Below are 20,852 nucleotides of genomic sequence, written 5' to 3' on the forward strand. Positions count from 1 at the left end.
ATAACTGCTGTGCCGTTACAGGCATTCATCCGCCAGTGGGCAATGCCTATAGTCCACTTAGCCCGTGCAGCGCTTCAACCGTGCTGCGCGATCCAGCCCAAGACTGAGGTGAGCCTGATGAACCGTGAATTCGACCCCGCACTGACGGATATCAACCAAGTGGACGCCGAGTACTTCGAGTACAGCAAGGCGGCGAATCCCATCAGTGCCAACCTGATTTCCCGCATTCCCTACCACAGCTTTCCGGCCTCGCTGTATGACAGTGGCCCCTCCCGCGTGGTACCGCTGGACCTCAGCGACGCCTTGGGCTGCGAAGGCCCTGCGACAGGCCCCGGGCTATGCGCGAACTTCATGCGCCTTAACCGTGGCGACACGCTGACCCTGCAACCCAACGCCACTTCCCAGGTGTTCTACGTGATTGCCGGAGAGGGCAGCGTGGTTCAGGGGGAGTATGAGATTCAATGGTCCAAGGGCTGCTTTATCGCCCTGCCGGGATTACAGCAAGCGCACTTCAGTGCCCGCGAGGATGCACGTCTTTACTATGTGCACGATGAGCCGTTGCTGCGTTACCTGGGGGTGACACCCCGCGCCGATCGCTTTGCGCCGACCCTGTACCCAGCAGCACTGGCCAACGCGAAGTTGCGTGAAGCGGCCGATGATCCCAGGGCACAGGACCGCAGCCGCATCAGCATCCTGCTGGGCAACCGTCATTTCCCGCAGACGCGCACGGTGACCCACGTGCTGTGGGCCATGTACGGGATTCTGCCGGCGGGATCGGTGCAGAAACCCCATCGGCATCAGTCGATTGCACTGGACTTCATTATTGATTGCCCCGCGGGCTGTTATTCATTGGTGGGCACCGAGCTGGACGCGGATGGGCAAATTCGTAACCCGCAGCGGGTCGACTGGTCGCCCGGCCTGGCGTTTGTCACGCCACCGGGTTACTGGCATGCGCATTTTAATGAATCGGATAGCGAGGCGTTCCTGATCCCGATTCAGGATGCGGGGCTGCAAACCTACTTGCGTGCGCTGGATATCCGCTTCAGTTGAGTCACTTCCAGTCCGGTGTTTCGCCCAGTCGTTCAACGATAAAGTCGATAAAACACCGGACCTTGGACGATACGATGCGCTTGGGCGGGTACACAAACCACACCGCAAACGCCCGCTCCACGCCCTGGATATGCCATTCGGGCAGCCACACTGCCAAGTCGCCGGCCTCGATACTTCGCGCCACCAGCCAGTCCGGCAACAGCCCAAAGCCCAAGCCTTGGCGCACGGCGATGAGTTGCGCGTCCAGGTCATTGATTCGAATAACGCCGTCATGCTGCAACGGGAGCGCGCGGCCGGCGGATACAAAACTGATATCGCCGGTGGTCGCCGTGCCCAGCACCGCAGGCAAACCGGCCAGGTCGGTGGGCGTGGAAGGAGGAGGGTGCTGCATGCCAAACGCCGGGCTGACCACCAAGCGGTAGTGGCCGTCGCTGAGCTTGCGTGCCTTGAGGGTCGAATCGGCCAGCTCGCCAATGCGTATGGCTAAGTCGACGCCGGCATGAATCAAATTGACCTGGGTGTTATCCAGCACCAGTTCCACGCAGATCTGCGGGTAGCGCACCAGAAAGTCATTCAACGCCGGCAGAATGTGATGCCGAGCAAACGCCGGCGGCAGGTTGAGTTTCAACACGCCCCGGGGATGCTGGTTCAGCGCAGACGTGGCGGCTTTGGCGTGTTCCAGTTCATCCAATACCCTGCGTGCGTGTATCAGGAAGGTCTGACCGCCTTCGGTCAGATGCAGCGTGCGTGTGGAGCGGTTGAACAGCGCGATGCCCAGGTCCTGCTCAAGGTCCTTCACATAGCGTGAAACCGTTGAGGCCTTGATCCCCAAGCGTTCGGCGGCACGCGAGAAATTGTTGCCTTCGGCGGCTTCGATGAAGGCGGTGAGCGCGGTGAAATAGTCCAAGGGCAGCCTCAGGGCAGGGCGGTGAGACGTGCAGGTTGTTGAGTTTTGCCGGGGGCTGTCAACTGCTAGACCCTAGAGCCACGATGCAGCCCCCGTTTTCCTAATGGGTCTGAATGATCAAGGCGATATGGGATCGCTCGCAGGAAAGGTTTCTTCGATCGCCTCGTCGAGCTGGCTATCGCTGACAGCGCGGTCTTGCACCTTCACATTCGACTCGCAATGGCAATCGGCACTGGGGCACGCTTGACCCTGGGGGTGCAAGTCGGCGCATGCCTGGCTGCAGTAGGCTTTGCCGTTGCGCTGGTGACGCGTGTCATGGGTCACCTGGCAGGTGCAGCCTGGGCAGGCGCAGGTCCAACCTTGAGTTGTCGGGTTCATAGGTCCTCCGAATATTCAGTGATTGATAAACGGGCAGCAGTTTTCTGATACGTAAATCAGGGCTGCTGGTAATGCCCTGGGATGTCATGGCCTTCATCGGCCGGCTTGTTGCGCTTTTGCACCTGGACGTCGCTCAATTTCGCGTCCTTGAGCTCTGCGAAGCGCTGCCTGAGCAGGGACTCGGCCCATTGCGGGTCCAGCGTGTCGGCATCGTGCTCAAGCGTGCGGCTTTGTGGCTGGTTGTCGAGGATGAAACTGATGAGGTAATGCGCTTTCTCGAACATGAACGTGGCTCCGTTACGGTTAACAAGGCAAACCCGAGCAGGGCATGTTCGTTTGATGAGTGGGCTGCGCAGTGATTCAGAAAATATAAGCCGCTTTCACCGGCCGAACCTTGAGAACAACAGAACCCGACTATTGATCTCGATCAGGTGGCCGTGCTGGCCCGCTCTATAACCTTGGGCGCTTATCGATGGCCAGGGACGGCTCAACGAGCAGCTCTGGTCGCACATTCTCAAGGAAGAGTCAGCCATGCGATCACTCAAGATCCTGTTGTTATCATCGGCATTCAACGGTTTGACCCAACGAGCCTGGCTGGATCTGCGCCAGGCGGGTCACGACCCCAGCGTTGTGGTGTTCACCGATCAAGCCACGGTGTGCCAGCAGGTCGAGGCGTCAGGTGCCGACCTGGTGATCTGCCCATTTCTCAAGGACCGTGTGCCGCACCAACTATGGAGCCATCCGCAGCGTCCGGTGGTGATCATCCATCCGGGCATCGTTGGTGACCGCGGTGCCAGTGCGCTGGATTGGGCTATCACCCAGCAGGCCCGCCGTTGGGGCGTCACGGCTTTGCAAGCGGTGGAAGAAATGGATGCAGGACCGATATGGTCCACCTGTGAGTTCGACATGCCCGACCAGGTGCGCAAATCCGAGCTGTACAACGGCCTGGTGAGCGACGCCGCGATGGTTTGCATTCGTGACGTAGTGGCGAAATTCGCCAAGGGCTTCGTCCCCACACCGCTCGATTACACCCAACCCAGCGTCATCGGGCACTTGCAGCCGAACATGACCCAGGCCGACCGCACCTTCAGTTGGTTCGATTGCGCAGGCTTTATCAAACGCAGCATCGATGCTGCCGATGGCCAGCCCGGCGTGTTGGCCAGCCTGTTGGGCGGGCAATATTACCTCTACGACGCGCACTTGGACGCCCGCCAGGGCACGCCCGGAGAAATCCTCGCGGTACAGGACGACGCTGTGCTGGTGGCGGCCGGAGATCACAGCCTGTGGATCGGCTCGCTCAAACCCAAAGGCCCAGAGACCTTCAAGCTGCCGGCACGGCACGTACTGGCGCAAAGGCTGGCCGGCGTTCCGGTGCTGGACAGCTCAATCGCCCGCCAGCCTTTCAACGAGCGGGTCTATCAACCCATTCGCTACCAAGAGTTCGGCCACATCGGCGAACTGACGTTCGAGTTCTACAACGGCGCCATGAGCACCGAACAATGCCAGCGGCTGGTCGCAGCGTTGCGCTGGGCCAAGGCGCGAGATACCCAGGTGTTGCTGATCAAGGGCGGACGCGGCAGCTTTTCCAATGGCGTTCACCTCAATGTCATCCAGGCCGCCGACGTGCCAGGGCTGGAAGCCTGGGCCAACATTCAAGCCATCGACGATGTGTGCCTGGAGCTGCTCACCGCCAGGCAACTGGTGATCAGCGGCCTGACCGGCAGCGCGGGCGCAGGCGGCGTGATGCTGGCGCTGGCCGCCGACATTGTATTGGCTCGCGAAGGTGTGGTGCTCAACCCGCACTACAAGACCATGGGACTCTACGGCTCCGAATACTGGACCTACAGCCTGCCACGGGCCGTGGGCAGCGAAATCGCGCATAAGCTTACCGAAGAATGCCTGCCCATCAGCGCCATCCAGGCCCAGCAGTACGGCATGGTTCAGGCCATCGGCCCGCGTTGCCCACAAGCATTTGGCTTGTGGCTTTTGCAACAGGCCGACAGTGCGTTGACCGATGATAAGTACCTTCATGCACGCACACGTAAAGCCACGCTGGATACTCAGCAAGTTGAACGCTGTCGCGAGCAGGAACTGGCACAGATGCGATTCGACATGGTGGGAAATCGCCAGCAGTTTGCCGAGAAATGCCGCAACTTCGTGTTTAAACGCAAAACCTGCCAGACCCCGCAGCGGTTGATTGCGCCATGGGCGTTGAGGTACGAGGCTGGGGTGCCGGAAAGCCGGATGCTGAATGACTGACCGTCGACGCGGGGAGGGCGCGTCGGCCAGTCCGGCCTCGCATTGGGCAATAGGGTTGCCCATAATGGAGGCCAACTCGCCCAAACGCTCAGACCCCGAGGCCCCATGGAACTGCACAACCTGAACGATGATGCAGCGCCCGTATGACTCGTGCGCTGTTTATTTCGATGGATGGCCCCAAAGGCACCGGTAAAACCACGCTGTTGGAGGCCGTTACGACAGCGTTGAGGGCCGACAACCTAAAGGTCGTGCGACTGTGCGAGCGCAAGAGCGATCCCTGTCGAGCGCAAACGATGGCTCTGGTTAACACGTTCGCCCGAGATCCCAGCCGGGATCTGGAACTTGAGGTGTGTGAGCGCTTTGCCGACAGCCGCAGCTGGATTACTCGGAACGTACTGGCCGCGCAGCCACCTGACAGCATCATCCTGATGGATCGCTGGTACCCGTCTGATGCCGCGTTTCGTCGGTTGATACCCTTTGCAGACATTCTTGAGCTGAACATTAATCGGCAGGTGCAAGTGCCGGACCTGCACGTGGGGGTTGTCACCGCGGCGCAAATATCCTGGGCGCGGGCGGCAGCACGACGGCGGGGGTTGAGCAGTACGGTGATGTCTAAGCTGGAGGAGCAAGTTGCGTGTACCGAGGCGTTTGAGCGAGCGGCTGTGGAGCAGGGGTGGGTAGTGTGTCGCAATGAATGGACGATTGAAGAGGCGGTGAGGCGGGTGGTTTTGCAGATATATAAGGTCCTTCATCCCAAGCATCAGGAGTAACGGAGTGCCGTTGAACCAGCAAGATCAGGATGATGTTGGTCATCAGAACAAACGTCACCGAACGAAGAAACTCTATGAAAACGTCGTGATAGGAAACTTCCTGTACGGTCTCGGATTCGCCGTGCGGTCATGTCTAGACGCAAACACCTCGATCCCAAGCGTGGTCAACCTGCTACAGCAGACGCCTGCAGACAAAGAGCTGGCTGACGTACTGCTGAGCTTTCCAGGTGTCGTGCGCTTGATCGAATTCAAGATGAAGGGCGCCAGCCTGAAAAAAGAACGGCTGCGACATCGTTTACTCATGGCCGCCCTGACAGGTGAGAATCAGGTATTGGTCGAAACGTCCAGAAGCCTGCACTGGTATGTGGAGGTGGGCGCCAATGACACCGACACGCCTCTGGTTTCGCGAGCCGTTCCATATCTCGACGCCTTCGACGACGAACACTTGGCGTTGTCCGCGGGAAGCCTTGAACGACTCGTGGAGCAAACCGCGCGCGAAGCTGTTCGCGGCCTGGACCCGATGATGCGCGAGCGTTCACAGATATACCTGCGATTTTTACGCAATATTCAAGCTGACGACCCGGTGGGCGCAGGTGGCGTGCTTCTGGTCATGGGCGCAGGTGGAGCAATGCATTTTGTTCAGCTGCGAGACGTCTGTGATTTGAGTATGCCGCACAGGCAATGGCTGGAGCTGGAAATGAGCGGTCCGCAGCTGGAGCGATCTGTGCCTGCATTGGAGCGAGGCATGAAGCGTCCCAAACACCGCGACGGCCCCGAATATGGAAGGTAATGACCCATGGACGAACACGTGAACGAGAATGACCTCAGCCTGCGGGCCATGGCCGTTGCTGCCAAGGGCATCATGAGCGCAGCGGAAAATGACAGAAAAGCCGCTGAGCAGGCGATTGCGCGCCTTGGCTATCTGGAAAAACGTGTTGAGCAGAGCCTGCAACAGATTCCGACGATACTGGGCGCTTCAGCGGCGCAGATCGCAGATTCAGTGGCTTCAAAGGCGGCCGAGCAGTTGGTTGGCAGGTTCAGACAGGCCGATGCCGCGGCGCTTGATGCGGCGCAAAAGTACCAGGCCGCCAGTGACAGCCTTAAGCGTCGATTCTGGCTCAGCATCTTCGCCATTCATCTAGGTGTGGTATTGCCTCTGGCGTTGCTGTTTTTCTTTGCGGTCCCCAGCACCGATGAGATTGCGCAAAGGCAACGAGAGTTAGCGGTGCTTGAGCAAAACATAGAAGCGTTGAAACGCCAGGGTGGTGACGCTGCCATTATTGACTGCGAGGGACGCCCGTGCGTGCGCACGCGAGAGGTCCCGGGCGAAAATCCCTATCACGATGCCGCTACAGGGAAGAAGACTTATCGGTTGATCTGGACCAAGTGAGCTTCATCAACTTTGAACTAATCACTAAGCCTGTCCACCTAACGCTTTGCACGTTGCCTCAAGCCCGGGGTTTTCCTGGGTTACCCAATCACACACGAAGGTTTGGTTAATCATGAAGAGCGAACAGGTAGAAGGCGTTGTAGAAAAGGTTGCTGGCAAAGCCCAGAGCGCAGTCGGGAAGCTTTTTGGCGATTCGAAGTTGGAAGCTGAGGGCGCTGGACGCCAAGCTGCGGGTCAACTGACGCAAACCTATGGCGACGCACTGGACAGTGTTTCTACATTCGTCAAAGAGAAGCCGGTTGCTGCACTGGCAATCGGAGCTGTTGCTCTACTGGTGCTGAAAAGATTGCTTGGTCGCTGAACCTCAACAAGATTTCCCTCGTACTCCTTGGAGTTCCGCGCCAGGAGGTACGAGGGCGGTAAGCCATAGCCCTTAAACCAAGCCTTCGCGTTTGTATTGATTTGCCGAACTGTCAACGGGCTTGGGTTTTCTGGAACAGGTCAACTGGTAAGCAATTGCCAACCATAGGAACCACCCCGGCATGACCATCAAGGCAATTCGGGTGTCTGGTCTCAATGCCAGCAGACAAAGAACAAAGCCCAGAAACGCCAAAGAGAACCAGGCCATCGGCGCGCCGCCAGGCATCTTGTAGGTCGATTTTGCATGTAGGTCAGGTCGAGTATTGCGATAGGCAATGTACGACGCGAGGATCGTCGACCAAGTGAAAATCACCAGAATTGCTGACACGGTAGAGACGATGGTGAAGGCGGTCATGACTTCTGGAACGATGAACAGCAACAACACGCCCAGCAGCATCAACAAGGTGGTGAACGCCAAACTCAGCAGAGGCACGCTGTTGCTCGACAGACGCCGGAAAATCCCCGGAGCGTTGTCCTGATTGGCCAGCCCGAACAGCATCCGACTGGACGAAAATACGCCACTGTTGGCCGATGAGGCGGCGGATGTCAGCACCACAAAGTTGACAATACCGGCTGCTGCGGGGAACCCCGCAACCAGAAACAGCTCGACGAAGGGGCTCTTGTTGGGCGAAACCTGTTGCCAGGACGTCACTGCAATAATGCAGGCCAGTGCCAGCACATAAAACAAGATGATTCTGAGCGGAATCGAGTTGATGGCTTTAGGCAGGGTCTTTTCGGGGGAGCGCGTTTCGGCGGCTGCGGTGCCGATCAGCTCGGTGCCCGCAAATGAGAAAATCGCCATCTGAAACCCGGCAAAGAAACCGAACAAGCCGTTGGGGAATGCGCCCTGTTTATCCAGCAAGTTGTTCAGGGACGCGGTGACGCCACTGGGTGAGACAAAGGAGCTGGCAATCAGCACCATGCTAACCCCAATCAGGGCAACGACGGCAATGATTTTGATGATCGCGAACCAGAACTCCACTTCACCGAAGAGCCTGACAGTCAGCACGTTCAAGGCGAACAGTGTTATCAGCATGCCGATGGCTGGTATCCAGGCGGGTACATCAGGGAACCAATACTGAAAAAATCCACCCACCACGACTGCATCACCTATCACTGCAACGCTCCAGCTTAGCCAATATGACCAGCCGAGAAAGAATGCTGCGCGTGGGCCAAGATAGGCACCGGCAAAATCAGCGAAGGTTTTGAAGCTCAAGTTGGAAAGTAACATTTCGCCCATGGCACGCATGACGAAGTAGACGAACAGACCGATGATCATATAGATGAGGATGATCGACGTGCCGGAGAGGGCGATGATCTTCCCGGAACCCATGAACAGGCCTGTCCCGATAGCACCGCCCATGGCCATTAACTGAATGTGACGATTGCTGAGTGTGCGCTGCAGCGCGGGCTGTTCAACCCGCTCGGACGGAGTCGATTTCATTACAAAACCTCTTGATTTTATGTTTTTGAGTTTTGGTAGAAAAGTGGGAATCACGTGACCTTGATAGAGATGTAATGGCTACTGACGGTAGTGGTTTGCGGAGTTTCAGGCCCGTTTGCTCTCGTAACCATGCAGCACATTGACTGCATTGATCCCGATTTCATCGACCATGTAGCCACCCTCCATCACAAACAGGGCAGGGCAGCCCACGCCGGCTATCAGCTCGCCGATGCCGATGAAGTCTTCGCTTTCAAGCAAAAAGTGGCTGATGGGGTCGTCCTTGAAGGTGTCGACGCCCAGTGAAATAACCAGCACGTCAGGGGCAAATTGCTGGAGTTTCTTGCAGGCGTGGAGCAAGGCGTTGCGGTAGCTTTCCCAAGAGGTGTTCTTCGGCAGCGGATAGTTCAGGTTGTAACCTTCGCCGTGACCAGCGCCGACTTCGTGGCTGTAGCCTGAGTAGTACGGATAGGACACCGTCGGGTCGCCGTGCAGCGAGACAAACATGACGTCACTGCGCCCGTAGAAAATATTCTGGGTACCGTTGCCATGATGAAAGTCGACGTCCAATACCGCGACACGCTTGGCGCCTCGGGTAATAGCCTGTTGTGCGGCAATGGCCGCGTTGTTCAGATAGCAATAGCCGCCCATGAATTCACGTGCAGCGTGATGGCCGGGCGGACGGCATAGGGCAAAGGCACTGTCGTGGCCTTCATCGATCAGCGCCAGTCCGGTCAGTGCGATATCGGCACTGGTTTTTACCGCTTGCCAGGTGGTGGAAGTAATGGGCGAGCCGGCGTCCATGGCGTAGAAACCCAGTTTGCCGTCGATGAAAGTCGGGACTTGCTCGTTGGCCAGATCACGCACTGGCCATACCAGCGGCAACGCATCGTGGGTGCGCCCGGTTGCGCACCATTCAGACCAGGCAGATTCCAGAAAAGTTACGTAGCGCTCGCTGTGGGCGTTGACATAGCACGACCGATCAAATGCTCGCGGTTCGATGATCTGGCCAAGACCTACCTGTTTGACCCGATTGTGGACGGTATCGGCCCGACTGGGCTGTTCGAAGGACGGCTTGAGCACGCCGTCTTTCAATTCGGTGCCGTGGTGCAAACGGTGGGAATCACTGAAAACTGTAAACATTGTGCGCATCCGCTGATATGGGCCAGTGCAAATATTCTGTTCCGGCTCTGACGCGCTTTCTTTGCTTTGTTTTCGTGGTTTACTGGATTATTCGGGCGTTTTTACTCAGGAATGACGTAATGCAGAAAAAAACATCCAAACGCATCAGTCTCGACGACACCGACCTGGCGATTCTCGCGTTGCTGCAGGAGGATGCGGGTATTTCCAACTCTGAACTCAGTGAGCGCTTGTCGTTAAGCCTGACACCTTGTTGGAGGCGGCGTAAGAGAATGGAGGAGGCGGGTGTGATTATAGGCTATCAGGCGAACCTTGATCGACGAATGCTGGGGCTGGATATCATGGCGTTCGTGCACATCCGTTTTTCCACCCACGCCGACCACGCTCCCGATGATTTTGAGGCGGTGATTGCTCAACTGCCTGAAGTCTTGTCCTGTCACAAGATCACCGGGGATGCCGATTACGTGCTGCAAGTGTTGGCAGAAGACCTTGATAGCTACAGTGACTTTATCGAACAGGTGCTCAGGCGTCAGGTGGGTATTGCGTCCATCCAGTCCAGTCTGGCTTTACGCGAAATTAAGACCAGTAGCCGTATCGCGATACCCAAATCGATCAAGGCGTGAATGGGCAGGGGTTAGATCACCTCAGTGGTTTAGGCCACTCATGAACGTCTATGATATGTAATTTAACTTATGGGCGATGCTTATTGTTTATGAGCGATCGGAACCCCAATCACTAGCAGGTTTTCTCCGGGTGTATGGAGCCAAATGTTCACAGATTTATGTTCATGAGGAGCTTCTGGTTTATCTGCAGAGGACTCCTTGGGATTGCCAAATCCTGGAACGACTGAGCTGCTTCGTAGACCTGACCCCGCCTCCGATAGCGGGATAAGGAAAGGACTGGCAATCTGATCTCCCAGTCGTCGGCGAACTCTCATCTGTGAGCTTTGACTCGGTTTTTGGCTGCTTCGGGTCGATTTCCTTTAATTTGTCTGCCTTCGTTAGGGAGCCGCTGATTAAATCGAAAACCTGAAAGTCCCTCCCTTGTAAATCAAGGCTTGCAGAGCAAGCTGGGCACGAAAAACCGAATTAATCAGCGCCTCCTTTGAGCACTACAAATGACGGTTGCGTGCTGCGCTGGATGACGCGGAAGCACTGGAGAAGGGCGTCGGTCGCTCTTCAGAGACTTAGGGTTCAGATCTGGTGGTTCCAATCATTAAATGATCAGTATGCGAAGACAATTCGCGGTGTGCACGTCCGGGTGATGCCATTTGGGTTGAACTATTGCAGGCGCTAGAATCTACGGCTGGCCCCCTCGGTGGTTCGGGGTCGTAGCCTAGCAGCGGCACTCTGAGTCTGACGGTAGATTCTCAGCCGCGGCGTGCGTGCAACTTGAACAACCTAGTCTGCATCTTCGATGCGAACGCGTAGTATGCGGGCGGCAGGAGGGAAAGGATTTCGATCTGCACTGGAGGGCGACAATGGGTTTCATGGCTGCGAGCATTTCGAACTCGGAACCAACGGTATAAGCGATATGGGAGTTAATTCTGGATTAGTCCAGTAGCCAGGCAACACCGATCCATTTAGGATCGGGTTGACCCTCACTAGGAAGACGGGGTACAGCAATGGCAATAAACCTCAGTGCTTTAGGTTCAAAGGTTTCTCGGTATCGCATCCAGCTCGCACTGACCGTGGAAGAGGTGAGTGCGGCCACTCGCATCCCGCTAGAGCGCCTTTGCTCTGTCGAGGCAGGCGAAGTTGAGCCTACCGGGGACGAAGTTCTCATCTTGGCTGACCTTTTCCGCTGCGATTTCAAATTCTTCATTTCTAATGAACAGGTTGCGCCTTTCGAGCAGACTGAAATCCTTTACCGGGCACACGGTAAAGAATTCTCAAAGGACGATCGTCGGGCGGTGCAGGAGTTTTTGTACCTTTGCGAGACAGAGGCATTCCTTACAAAGGAGCTGGGTATCAAGCATCGGCAATTCAAGGCTGCGCCTCCTACCGGCCATTTCAAGAAGGATGGTGTTTCGGCAGCGACCGGATTCCGTCGCTTCAACCAACACGAACACAACGCTGTTCCCAGAGATGTCTATCGAGAAATCCGTGAGACGGGAGCACATGTCTTCCGCCGCAAACTCGGGAACTCTAAAGTTTCCGGCCTCTTCATGCTCCACCCAACTGCCGGTAAATGTATCCTGGTTAATTACAGCGAGGATGTGTACAGGCAGCGGTTCAGTGCGGCTCATGAAATGGCTCACGCCCTATTTGATGCGAGTGACGGTCCCAGCATTACCTACGTGCAAACGGATAAGGATGATCGCCGGGAGCTACGAGCGAACACCTTTGCCTCTCGCTACCTGATGCCACCAGAATTCCTTCGTCAACTGCCTGATCCTAAACGTTGGGTGGAGGCAGACGTCCAGCACTGGGCAAATGAACTGCGAGTGAGCTGCGTGGCCCTTGGTATTGGGCTCAAAGCTGAAGGGCTGATTAGCGAGGCTGTATTCCAACACATCAAATCGTGTCGAGTGCCTCGTAATCTCAAAGTCGATCCAGAGCTTCCAGATCAATTAGCACCACGACAACGGGAGCGTAAAGCTCGTTTGTTGGAGAGAGGGCTGTCGGATAGCTACGTCGCCTTATGTCTGGATGCGGCCAGTCAGGGAGTCATCACACGGGGGAGATTGGCAGAGGCCTTATTGTGCGACTACGAAGAGCTTCGAGATCTATTATCCCTTTACGGAAGATCATCTTATGGCCATTGATCCTTCTCAATTCCACCTTCACAACGTGACAGATACGTGTTCCGTCTGGAACGTTCTATCATCCTCAACCCTTTACCGGGCCGCAGTCGCAGCTAAATGCAGCTTCTGTGTGACAGGCTTTGTGGATTACGAATGTCTAGCTAAACCTAGGACATTGCCAAATGATTCGAGTCGTGAGCTACAGCGTCGACTGCAGGAGGCACGCCGAGCCGGTCAGTTTGAAGTCCACTCCTGCAGCATTGCGGATCTTCAGGTCATTGGATTGTTAGAAAGTCGCAAGCGACTAGGGAAGGGAGAGCTTTCATCCATTGCATTCGCCATGGGCCGCGGGCTAGCAGTGTTAACGGATGATCAGGGCGCCAGAAAATTATCTGCCGCCACCGGGGCGCATCCCACGCAGACGACGCCCCACCTTCATGGCTGGTTGATCTTCACGCGCCGGCTGGACGATGCCGATCATTGTAATGTCCTGAGTCAACACCAGCAAATGGAAGGATGTCTTGCGCCTCACCTGCAAGATGCTTATGTGTTGGCGCTCCAGTGCGCCCGCAACGCTCTGTCCACGCCCGAGTAGTTCATGTTCGCAAGGGCAGCAATAGTATAAGGAGCAACGAAATTGGCTAAGGTTGAGCCGCAGCTTCTTCAAGCTCTTAGTGAGCTATGGATCGTTCGCAAATCCCAAAACGGTCTTTGGTCTGAACCTGTATTCAAAAGGCTTGAGAAGGTATGTGCGGACCTGTACGAAAATGGTCGACATAGCTTCGGATCCTCCTTCGCACTGAACCATGCTTTGCGATCACTCGGAGCACCCGGCACCCTGCCAGAGGTTTTGGAAGCCGAGATTGGCGATGTTAGTGAAGCGGCGGAGAGGCTGGATCAGGCGTTCAAGCAAACGAGCACGCGTCGCACTTATATCTGCCCGCTAGATTTGGCGGAGGACGTGCCGTCATTAACGTTTGGGGCAGTCAGGCTGGGTAGATTTAGCGCAGCTGATCTTGAGACCTTTTTCGATGCTCGTAGACTAGCTAGATGCTATCCAAACCAACCGCTCGACTCGGCGAGACTATCGCAATTCCATTGGCTTGTGATCGAGGAAAATGTTCCCGTGACTCGTAGTGCAGGACTACGAGCAATGCCGGACTTCTCCACGATCATGGACAGGGACTTTGGTGAAATTGATCCCCACAAAGGTCGCTTTCCACAGGCCGTTGAAACCGTGCTCTTCTTCCTGTTGCTTGCTCCATGGGAGAAGTGGTCAACCATGAACGAAGTAGATTGGCGCGGTTTTCGGGTGCCCTGGATTTACTGTCTCGACGATGATCTGTTCGTCTCACCCTCAGCGCCCCCTAGCGCGGATACGCTTTCATGGGAGCCGCATACCTATACGGACTATTGGGGAGAGTCCATCGAGGTGGAGCGCCCCATTGAACTCAGGCTGATAGATTCCGCCAGAGGTGAAATGCTTGAGTTCAGTGATGAACGATGGACGGACTTCAAAAGCGCTCTCGACTCAGAGCTCTTACAACCCCCTGTCATGCATTTCGTGGTGCGGGCATTCCTTGCAAATGGCATTGATGAGTTCATGGCACACTTGACCGCCATCGAGGCCGCCCTGGGACTTCAGACAGATCACAATCCGAAGGCCCGGAAGCTGCATCATCCAAATATTGGTGCTACTAAACGCGTGGGCGTCCGGTTAGCATCCGCTCTGGACGATGCTTCTGCTGCAGACCTTTACGCTGACCTGTTCAACCTGCGGAGCGCCTTCATCCATGGGAGAGGTGGCATCGAGAAAATCTCAACTCAGAAACGCGTTAGTGCACGACGCCTTGCCGCTATGGCCGCCAGTGCACTGGTGACGCAGGCAAGTCAATCAACACAGACCAGGGAGCGTGTCCTTGGAGAGTTATTAGACAAAGGCGCGCAGCTCGTAGCCAAGTAACCTAAGGGGAAGCGGATACACAGCGACATGGTAGGAGTGATCAACCCTGGTGGCGAATCGCCTATAGAGTTCAGTGCGTCAGGCTTCTTTTTGTTGCACAGACAGTTCCTGTCTATGCCAAGTGGTACTAATAAGTGAAGTAGCTACGAGTTGATGGAGCGATTCCCAAAGCGCGCCCGCCATCCGACTGATTCCAGTTGCCCAGCCCAGGAAAGGGCCGAGTTTAGAAATTGGTTCTGAATAAATTAGGAGCTTCACGTGCAGACCGTAAGTCCATCTAGCTACTGCATTATCGAACACAAACACAGGTATTCCGCGTGGGCAGCGAGCCGTGCCGCGAGCACGAACACCTGCCGATTCGACGTCAATACAGGCAAACTCATCATTGAGGCAGTGGGACTCAAGGAATTGTTAGCAGACCCCGAGTTATTGCCCACCCCCCATAGTATTGATGCGAAGCATCGGCAGTGGTGCGTTAGAGCGATGCAAGCAGCTACTGAACATAACCTGCGCAGCTTCAATCACGGCGTCGCAGCAAAATTGATCAACGTTTACCTCAAGGGTGCAGTTGTTTGTGCAGGGCATGAAAACCACGCCAACGTCGCTTCACTTCACCCACCCATCGATAGCCTTCTGCTCGATGACCTATATGTGCATGACGTAGGCGGACTGCGTGTCACGTGGGCCAAAGCGCGCAAGCTGCGCTGGTCGAAGTTCGACTCCAGTCAGTACCAAGACGTCATTGACGGGGTGAGACAGGCTATGGCCGGAAAGCCGCTTTGGCAGGTAGAGGCCCACTGGCGCGGTTACCAGTAACACCGTGACTCAAGTGTCGGGGGCCACCAAGCAGGGTAGGGGAGTCGCTGATGGTCTGTTACGGCTAGGTTGAAAGTCAGATTGCGGGTTAGAAATGAATTTGAAGACAAGATGCATGAGATCATTCATCGAGTCGATGCACTAAGCTCCTTCCTAATTCAGGTTTGTGGCACGGGTATCGGTTAAGCCGGTGTAGATGACTGATCTAACATCGCGGATCTAGGCTTAAACAGTAATAATTTATCATGGTTCAGATAGAGTAGTTTTCAAATGGATTTCGAGTACGATGAGTTTGACGCAGACGAAGAAGTCGTCACGCAGAATGATCACTATGCTGCGCATCCACTTTCTCCATTTGGGTGGTTGTATATTGCAGCCGACGTTAGAGATATGAGGATATCAAAAATAGGATTAACAACAAAAAAAACGCCTGAGCAAAGGCTTGCAGAAGGAAAAACCTATAATCCGTTCATCGTGCTTTTCGCTACCTATAATCTCGCAAATTGCACCTATGGAATTTCAAAGGTTGAGTTGAAAGCTATCGAAGGCTACATCCATCGACGATCTTTTGCTGACCCAGTCTTGCATCTATATACAGGTCGGAACTCCGAATGGTTCTATATGCATCCGGATCTGGCCGAATATGAAGTTGATAGAATGCTGGTGAAGCGTGGGTTCAGTGTGAGAGGAAAGAGATTATTTTCATATTATGAAGGCGACCATACTTATGAGGGGGTCTATGTTTCACGAATGAGAGAGATCAAGAAAATATATCGGCCTTTTCCTGGTGAATTTGAAAAAATGGCCGTGGATTCTGGAATTCCATATAAATATTTCCAAGAATATTTGGATTACCTTACTGAGTATCACTCTAGAAGCTCTAAAGATAAAGTTTATCTTTGATTTAGGGTAGCAAAAAGCTGAAGCCGAGCTTTTTCTGCCGCTTTTCGCGCAGCAACTGCGCGAGGCATGCGAATGAGGCAGCCCTGGAACAACCAGGTCGAGAACCAGATCCGACCGTCAGCGTTTGAACGCTCGAACTGGTTGTTGCAGAGTCGCTACGCAGCGGCAAACGGGCCACGGCGATCATGTGTTTGACCCAGTCTTCTAGTTTGTGAAATTTTCGCAAGATCAAATGCCAAAGAACATTTTTCGATCTTCACTCTTATGCAAGTTATGCTTTGCGACGTGATAAAATTTTGGCTCAATATTATCTGAAAATAACATGAAAGGTAATTCATCTATGCAGATTTCAGCTACAACGGCGCCAAAATCCTTGTCATAGCAATCTTGAAGGATTTTTAGATTGGTAGAAGGAAAGCTGTCCTTGAATTCTTTATTAAATTCCGGGTAAAAATACCTAATTAGCGCCGCTTCATATAGAGAAATTTTTTCCGCTTCTGTAGTGTTTTGCGCTTTGTCCAATCCTTGTTTTATCCGTGCATCACCGCTATCGCCATTTTTAGCAAATGGGTTCATCATTGTAATGAGTTGATTGCTAGGTTGAATGGAAAGCAAAAGTAGAGTCAGTTTGTGCCCTGAAGGAACTCCCTTCAGCGCTATTTTTTGCAAGGTTTCATGTTTTAGAAGTCGATCAATGGCATTTCTTGAACCGTCTTGACCGTATGCCTGGCCAATGTACTTTACGTCGAAAGTAACAGCTTTAAATTCATTGCTTAGGCGGGCTTGCACATGCTCCATGTCAGGCCAAAACCTTTCGCCGGCCGGATCCTCTAGGAAATTATAACCGTCTTCCATCTTGTAGATTAAACCAGGTATTGAATACGTGACAGTATACTTTTTACCCAATACATTCAATTGTATATTAAGCTCATCTCCCGTTTGGCTTGCACCAGTGAAATCCACAATTGGTGTGTATCCGATGCAGTAAATGTGACATGTTTCAATGACGCTCATCATAGATTGCAAAATGGCTTTATCGTAAATAGCCTCAGCGGGCATCGTGCAATAACTGTAGGCATACATGCCTATGGCATGCTCAACATCATTCAAAGCACGACCAAATACATGATGTTTTGAGGGGGATTCGGGATTTTCGGTCAATTTCCTACTCCTTGTGTCAAATCTGTAAAGATTAGTGCCACCAGCGAAAAAACTGTAAGGCTCTACACGATCTCGAATTTTTGCAGAGGCTACGCTCCTTTGTACAGCGAATGTAGATTCATCGCACAAACGCCTAGCTCATGATTTAGCTTCACTAAATTTTTCCGAATGCAGCTTCAAACTGGCAAGAACTGCTCCTACCTGAACAGACGGAGCTCCATGATTTCAGTTTATTCTATATGCAATATTTTTGTTCGTAGGGAACACAAAAAATCATCTCAAAGGTGCTGATCGACTGGTCATTAATACAGAGTGGGGTGCCGGTCTCCAAGAGCAATTCAATCATTAGCCAGTTACGCAGTTGCAAACGTTCCGGGAACGGATTCTCCGCAGCGCCAGGGCGAATCAGTGTGTGAACGATCTGTAGTTGCGTATCTGTCAGGCTGCGGTAACGAGTGCGGTCGGGACGAGCATTGATGATATGGCTCTCAAAGCGCCGCTCAATGACGTCAGCACCATCGGCAAATACCACATTGATGTCAGCCTGTGTGGCTGAATTCTGACGGGCGCGCGGGATGTAACGGGTGACGCACCAAGACAGGTATTTCTTCAGCAGGCGCAGGTACTGGTCACGTGTTCGTGAACTGATCTGCTGAAAAAGTACAGTGCCAGGTTTGCCGATTCAGGCGATCAGATTATCGGCATGACGGCCACTTTGGAGCCAAATAGCGTAACCGTCCAGCAAAGCCAGAATCGCCTCAAAGTGGCAGGCCAAAATGGCCTCATCGATATCCATATCTCGGCTTTTGGAATAGGCGTAGAAAGCCTGGATCGCGCGCAGGTGCGCCGCAGCCGTGTTGTAAGCGCGGTGCCTGAGTTTGAGTTGGACGTAGATGAACGGAATGAGTATGGGCAACGGCGTCGCATCACCAGCTTGTACAAGCAGCGGTAGTCGTTGACCTGAAGAGAAACGGCACTGAATCAGTTTCATCGACAGCCACCTCATTCAAGGAATTGTCATGAACACTATGGACATGGCCCGTTGAGAGAGTAGACGTCAAATACGAATTGGTCGAATCAGTGACTTACGTGGCTTATGAACATATCTGACATAGCACATTATTTAACATAATATACATTATGCGAACCTTCGTATGCGGGGTTGGAGGGCTCTGGTGGTCAGATTTGAAGCCTGGCACGGCCTCTTACGCATCACCTGGTCCAGCTTGCAGACTGGCGATGTAACTCACAATGAATGCGTCCTCCGATCCGCGCTCCTTGTCATAACCAACCACGTTGGCCAGCGTCCACCGCAGCAACCTCATCAGCACCGGATCGGAAAACTTCCAGCTGCTCGACTCGTACTGATACCGGCTGTTGGTGAAAACATCTCGGTACCGCTCGAACGAATCTTCTTGGCTGTCCAAGGCCAACGCTTTACGAATGTCTGCAGGCACGGCATGAAACAAGGTCAACAGATCGTGACCGTCACGACGCTGATCGGCTGGCGTCTTGCCGGTTGACTGAAGATGCTTGTGAGCCGCTTTGAGTGCATCAACGTCAATCGTGTAGGTTTCACCGGACGTATCTTGATGCTGGTCTGGTACAGAAATGAAGCTTTTCAGCAGTATTTCCATGCCAATCGCTGCGTTAACCATGGAAACATGTGGGAGGTTTTGGGCGTCTAGAAGCTCAGAAGCTTTGAGATAATTATGGGCGCTTTCGAGCATCCAGCCTGGAAAGTGATTCATTTAACAGAGATCCTTAAAGATGCATGCCATCGGAACATAGCTCACCAGGTGGGCTACCCTACCCTCATAATATAACCATAAAGAATAACTATTCTAAATGACTATTTAGTATAGTTATATATGATTGTCATGCCTCAGAGCCTAAACCTATCCACCGACTGCGAAAGCTTCCCCGCCAAACTCGACAATTCATCCGTCGTCGACGCCGTCTCGCCAATCACCCGACTGTTACTTTCCGACATTCCCGCAATCCTCTCCACCTGATGAGCAATCTCATTACTGGCCAGGCTCTGCTCACTAATAGTGCGGGAAATATCGTTGACCAATTCAGTGGTGCTCAGCGTGGCCTGGAGGATCTCGCGAATGGCACGTTCCACTTCGGCAGTCACCGCCATGCCCTTGTCCACTTGGGCAACGCCCTCCTCCATGCTGATCACCGCTTCACGGGTGTTTTGCTGGATACTCCCGACCATGCTGGCGATTTCTTGGGTGGAGGCGCTGGTGCGTCCGGCCAGGCTGCGCACTTCGTCGGCCACGACTGCAAAGCCGCGCCCTTGTTCACCGGCGCGGGCGGCTTCGATGGCGGCGTTCAGGGCCAGCAGGTTGGTCTGGTCGGCAATCCCCTTGATCACCTGGATAATGCTGTAGATCGCCTCGGACTCCTTGTCCAGCGTGCGGATCACTTGGGCCGACTGTTGGGCAGAACGGGCGATGCCATCCATGTCGCTGACCACCTGGTGGATAACCCGGCCGCCGTCCTTGGCCAGGGTTTCAGCCTGACTGGCCATGTCCAGGGCACGTTGGGCGTGACGGGTGATCTCTTCGATACTGGCGGTCATTTCGCTCGCGGCGGCGGCCATGGTGCTGGCGGCGACGCTTTGTTGCTGGCTGCTGCCTGCCACTTCATGGCAACCCTGGCTGAGGCGCTCGCTCATGCCATTGACGCCATGGGCATTGCTGCGAACCACTTCGATCATGCTGCGCAAATCCCGCTGCATCGTCGCCAGGCTGCGAATCAGTGCACTGGCTTCGTCCTGGTTCTTGGGTTCGGCAATCGGCTCGCTCAGGTTGCCATGGGCAATGCTCTGGGCAATACGGCTGGCGGTGCGCAACGGCCCCATGATGCTCAGGGTCACCCAACGTCCTTGTGCCAGCAGCAACAGCAGGCTCGCCCCCAATACAATAATCAAGGTCCAGTTAGCGTTACTGATGGTTTGCCGGGTACCGGTGCTGGTGAGTTGGGTATTGTTTTCGATCAGTTCGCTCAACGCCGCCATTTGTTCTTCCAACTGGCTGAACGCGGCATTGAAGGTCTGCAGTTCCCCTCGTGCGGCCTCTGGATTCTCCAGGGCCAGCGCGACGATGCGCTCGCCGGCACTGATGTAGGTGTCCAGGCTGGGTTTGATTTTTTCCAGGCTGGCCTTGATCGAGGCGTCCAACGGCAGCTTGAGATTGTCCGCCAGCACCTCGCGAAAGTGCTCGGCATGCTCCTTGATCGAGCTGTTGACCTCGGCCGGCGTACTGGTGCTCTTGCCCAGCCCGACCAACATCGCCGACAGTACATCCGCACGCAGGGCGTCGTGCATCATGTCGGCTTCCATGTGGTTGCGCAGTACCGTCATGCTGACGTCGTTGTCCTGTACCGCATCGGCCATCCGCGTATTGCCCAGGTAGCCAGCCAGGCTCATGATCAAAGCGGTGAGCAACCCGGTCGCAATCAACAGCACCAAGCGTAATTTGATCGTCATAGTGGTACC

Annotated in this window: 22 protein-coding genes; 12 read left to right on the top strand and 10 right to left on the bottom strand. The window is 54.4% G+C overall.

Going from position 1 to position 20,852, the window contains the following annotated elements:
• Nucleotides 1–117: 117 nt before the first annotated feature.
• Nucleotides 118–1,050, top strand: a complete 933-nt coding sequence (locus HBO10_RS21820) for a cupin (RefSeq protein WP_034127421.1) — start codon at nucleotides 118–120, stop codon at nucleotides 1,048–1,050.
• A gap of 1 nt (nucleotide 1,051) precedes the next feature.
• Here HBO10_RS21820 and HBO10_RS21825 read toward each other — a convergent pair whose 3' ends face one another.
• From HBO10_RS21825 to HBO10_RS21835, 3 genes are all read right to left on the bottom strand, one after another.
• Entirely contained in the window at nucleotides 1,052–1,957 is a 906-nt protein-coding gene (locus HBO10_RS21825) for a LysR family transcriptional regulator (protein ID WP_034127422.1), read from the bottom strand.
• Between the two features lie 117 nt (nucleotides 1,958–2,074).
• A complete protein-coding gene (locus HBO10_RS21830) occupies nucleotides 2,075–2,335 on the bottom strand; it encodes a metallothionein (protein WP_034127423.1) in 261 nt (86 codons plus the stop codon).
• Between the two features lie 56 nt (nucleotides 2,336–2,391).
• Complete coding sequence (locus HBO10_RS21835) at nucleotides 2,392–2,619, bottom strand: hypothetical protein (RefSeq protein ID WP_034127424.1); 228 nt, start codon at nucleotides 2,617–2,619, stop codon at nucleotides 2,392–2,394.
• Nucleotides 2,620–2,866: 247 nt separating this feature from the next.
• Between HBO10_RS21835 and HBO10_RS21840 the strand changes: the two genes are divergently transcribed.
• The 5 genes from HBO10_RS21840 (at nucleotide 2,867) to HBO10_RS21860 (ending at nucleotide 7,115) form a co-directional block, all read left to right on the top strand.
• Nucleotides 2,867–4,594, top strand: coding sequence for a hydrogenase maturation protein (locus tag HBO10_RS21840; protein ID WP_034127425.1), 1,728 nt, complete (start codon nucleotides 2,867–2,869; stop codon nucleotides 4,592–4,594).
• A 143-nt stretch (nucleotides 4,595–4,737) separates the two neighbouring features.
• Nucleotides 4,738–5,364: a dTMP kinase gene (locus HBO10_RS21845; protein ID WP_034127426.1), complete on the top strand. Its 627-nt coding sequence runs from the start codon at nucleotides 4,738–4,740 to the stop codon at nucleotides 5,362–5,364.
• Nucleotides 5,365–5,374: 10 nt separating this feature from the next.
• Nucleotides 5,375–6,154 (top strand): hypothetical protein, encoded by a 780-nt coding sequence (locus HBO10_RS21850; RefSeq protein WP_152612726.1) that lies wholly within the window; start codon nucleotides 5,375–5,377, stop codon nucleotides 6,152–6,154.
• Nucleotides 6,155–6,160: 6 nt separating this feature from the next.
• Nucleotides 6,161–6,754: a hypothetical protein gene (locus tag HBO10_RS21855; RefSeq protein ID WP_034127427.1), complete on the top strand. Its 594-nt coding sequence runs from the start codon at nucleotides 6,161–6,163 to the stop codon at nucleotides 6,752–6,754.
• Nucleotides 6,755–6,866: 112 nt separating this feature from the next.
• Nucleotides 6,867–7,115, top strand: a complete 249-nt coding sequence (locus tag HBO10_RS21860) for a CsbD family protein (protein WP_014718439.1) — start codon at nucleotides 6,867–6,869, stop codon at nucleotides 7,113–7,115.
• 72 nt (nucleotides 7,116–7,187) lie between these two features.
• Here the strand turns inward: HBO10_RS21860 and HBO10_RS21865 are convergent, their stop codons facing one another.
• Both HBO10_RS21865 and HBO10_RS21870 read right to left on the bottom strand, forming a co-directional pair.
• Complete coding sequence (locus HBO10_RS21865; RefSeq protein WP_034127428.1) at nucleotides 7,188–8,618, bottom strand: amino acid permease; 1,431 nt, start codon at nucleotides 8,616–8,618, stop codon at nucleotides 7,188–7,190.
• A 105-nt stretch (nucleotides 8,619–8,723) separates the two neighbouring features.
• A complete protein-coding gene (locus tag HBO10_RS21870) occupies nucleotides 8,724–9,758 on the bottom strand; it encodes a histone deacetylase family protein (RefSeq protein ID WP_034127429.1) in 1,035 nt (344 codons plus the stop codon).
• Nucleotides 9,759–9,877: 119 nt separating this feature from the next.
• On the opposite strand from HBO10_RS21870, the gene HBO10_RS21875 reads away from it, so the two are divergent.
• The 6 genes from HBO10_RS21875 to HBO10_RS21900 all read left to right on the top strand — a co-directional run bounded on the left by HBO10_RS21875 (nucleotide 9,878) and on the right by HBO10_RS21900 (nucleotide 16,183).
• The gene (locus HBO10_RS21875) at nucleotides 9,878–10,378 is read left to right on the top strand and encodes an Lrp/AsnC family transcriptional regulator (protein ID WP_034127430.1); all 501 of its coding nucleotides are present in this window, start codon (nucleotides 9,878–9,880) and stop codon (nucleotides 10,376–10,378) included.
• Nucleotides 10,379–11,379: 1,001 nt separating this feature from the next.
• Complete coding sequence (locus HBO10_RS21880) at nucleotides 11,380–12,522, top strand: XRE family transcriptional regulator (protein ID WP_186353488.1); 1,143 nt, start codon at nucleotides 11,380–11,382, stop codon at nucleotides 12,520–12,522.
• Complete coding sequence (locus HBO10_RS21885) at nucleotides 12,512–13,096, top strand: hypothetical protein (RefSeq protein ID WP_034127431.1); 585 nt, start codon at nucleotides 12,512–12,514, stop codon at nucleotides 13,094–13,096. Before HBO10_RS21880 ends, HBO10_RS21885 begins: the two co-directional genes overlap by 11 nt.
• A 42-nt stretch (nucleotides 13,097–13,138) precedes the next feature.
• A complete protein-coding gene (locus HBO10_RS21890; protein WP_034127432.1) occupies nucleotides 13,139–14,464 on the top strand; it encodes a hypothetical protein in 1,326 nt (441 codons plus the stop codon).
• Nucleotides 14,465–14,722: 258 nt separating this feature from the next.
• Nucleotides 14,723–15,280: a hypothetical protein gene (locus HBO10_RS21895; protein ID WP_034127433.1), complete on the top strand. Its 558-nt coding sequence runs from the start codon at nucleotides 14,723–14,725 to the stop codon at nucleotides 15,278–15,280.
• A gap of 270 nt (nucleotides 15,281–15,550) precedes the next feature.
• Nucleotides 15,551–16,183: a hypothetical protein gene (locus HBO10_RS21900; RefSeq protein WP_034127434.1), complete on the top strand. Its 633-nt coding sequence runs from the start codon at nucleotides 15,551–15,553 to the stop codon at nucleotides 16,181–16,183.
• A gap of 228 nt (nucleotides 16,184–16,411) precedes the next feature.
• Here HBO10_RS21900 and HBO10_RS21905 read toward each other — a convergent pair whose 3' ends face one another.
• From HBO10_RS21905 to HBO10_RS21925, 5 genes are all read right to left on the bottom strand, one after another.
• Nucleotides 16,412–17,344 (bottom strand): hypothetical protein, encoded by a 933-nt coding sequence (locus tag HBO10_RS21905; protein ID WP_034127435.1) that lies wholly within the window; start codon nucleotides 17,342–17,344, stop codon nucleotides 16,412–16,414.
• A gap of 235 nt (nucleotides 17,345–17,579) precedes the next feature.
• Nucleotides 17,580–17,876 carry a hypothetical protein gene (locus HBO10_RS21910; protein ID WP_034127436.1) on the bottom strand — a complete coding sequence of 99 codons (297 nt, stop codon included), beginning with the start codon at nucleotides 17,874–17,876 and terminating at the stop codon, nucleotides 17,580–17,582.
• A gap of 150 nt (nucleotides 17,877–18,026) precedes the next feature.
• The gene (locus tag HBO10_RS21915) at nucleotides 18,027–18,335 is read right to left on the bottom strand and encodes a hypothetical protein (protein WP_034127437.1); all 309 of its coding nucleotides are present in this window, start codon (nucleotides 18,333–18,335) and stop codon (nucleotides 18,027–18,029) included.
• Between the two features lie 214 nt (nucleotides 18,336–18,549).
• Nucleotides 18,550–19,095 carry a hypothetical protein gene (locus HBO10_RS21920; protein ID WP_034127438.1) on the bottom strand — a complete coding sequence of 182 codons (546 nt, stop codon included), beginning with the start codon at nucleotides 19,093–19,095 and terminating at the stop codon, nucleotides 18,550–18,552.
• 134 nt (nucleotides 19,096–19,229) lie between these two features.
• The gene (locus HBO10_RS21925; RefSeq protein ID WP_034127439.1) at nucleotides 19,230–20,843 is read right to left on the bottom strand and encodes a methyl-accepting chemotaxis protein; all 1,614 of its coding nucleotides are present in this window, start codon (nucleotides 20,841–20,843) and stop codon (nucleotides 19,230–19,232) included.
• Nucleotides 20,844–20,852: the final 9 nt, after the last annotated feature.

The organism is Pseudomonas sp. WS 5503, from assembly GCF_012985385.1.
Taxonomy (GTDB): domain Bacteria; phylum Pseudomonadota; class Gammaproteobacteria; order Pseudomonadales; family Pseudomonadaceae; genus Aquipseudomonas; species Aquipseudomonas paracarnis.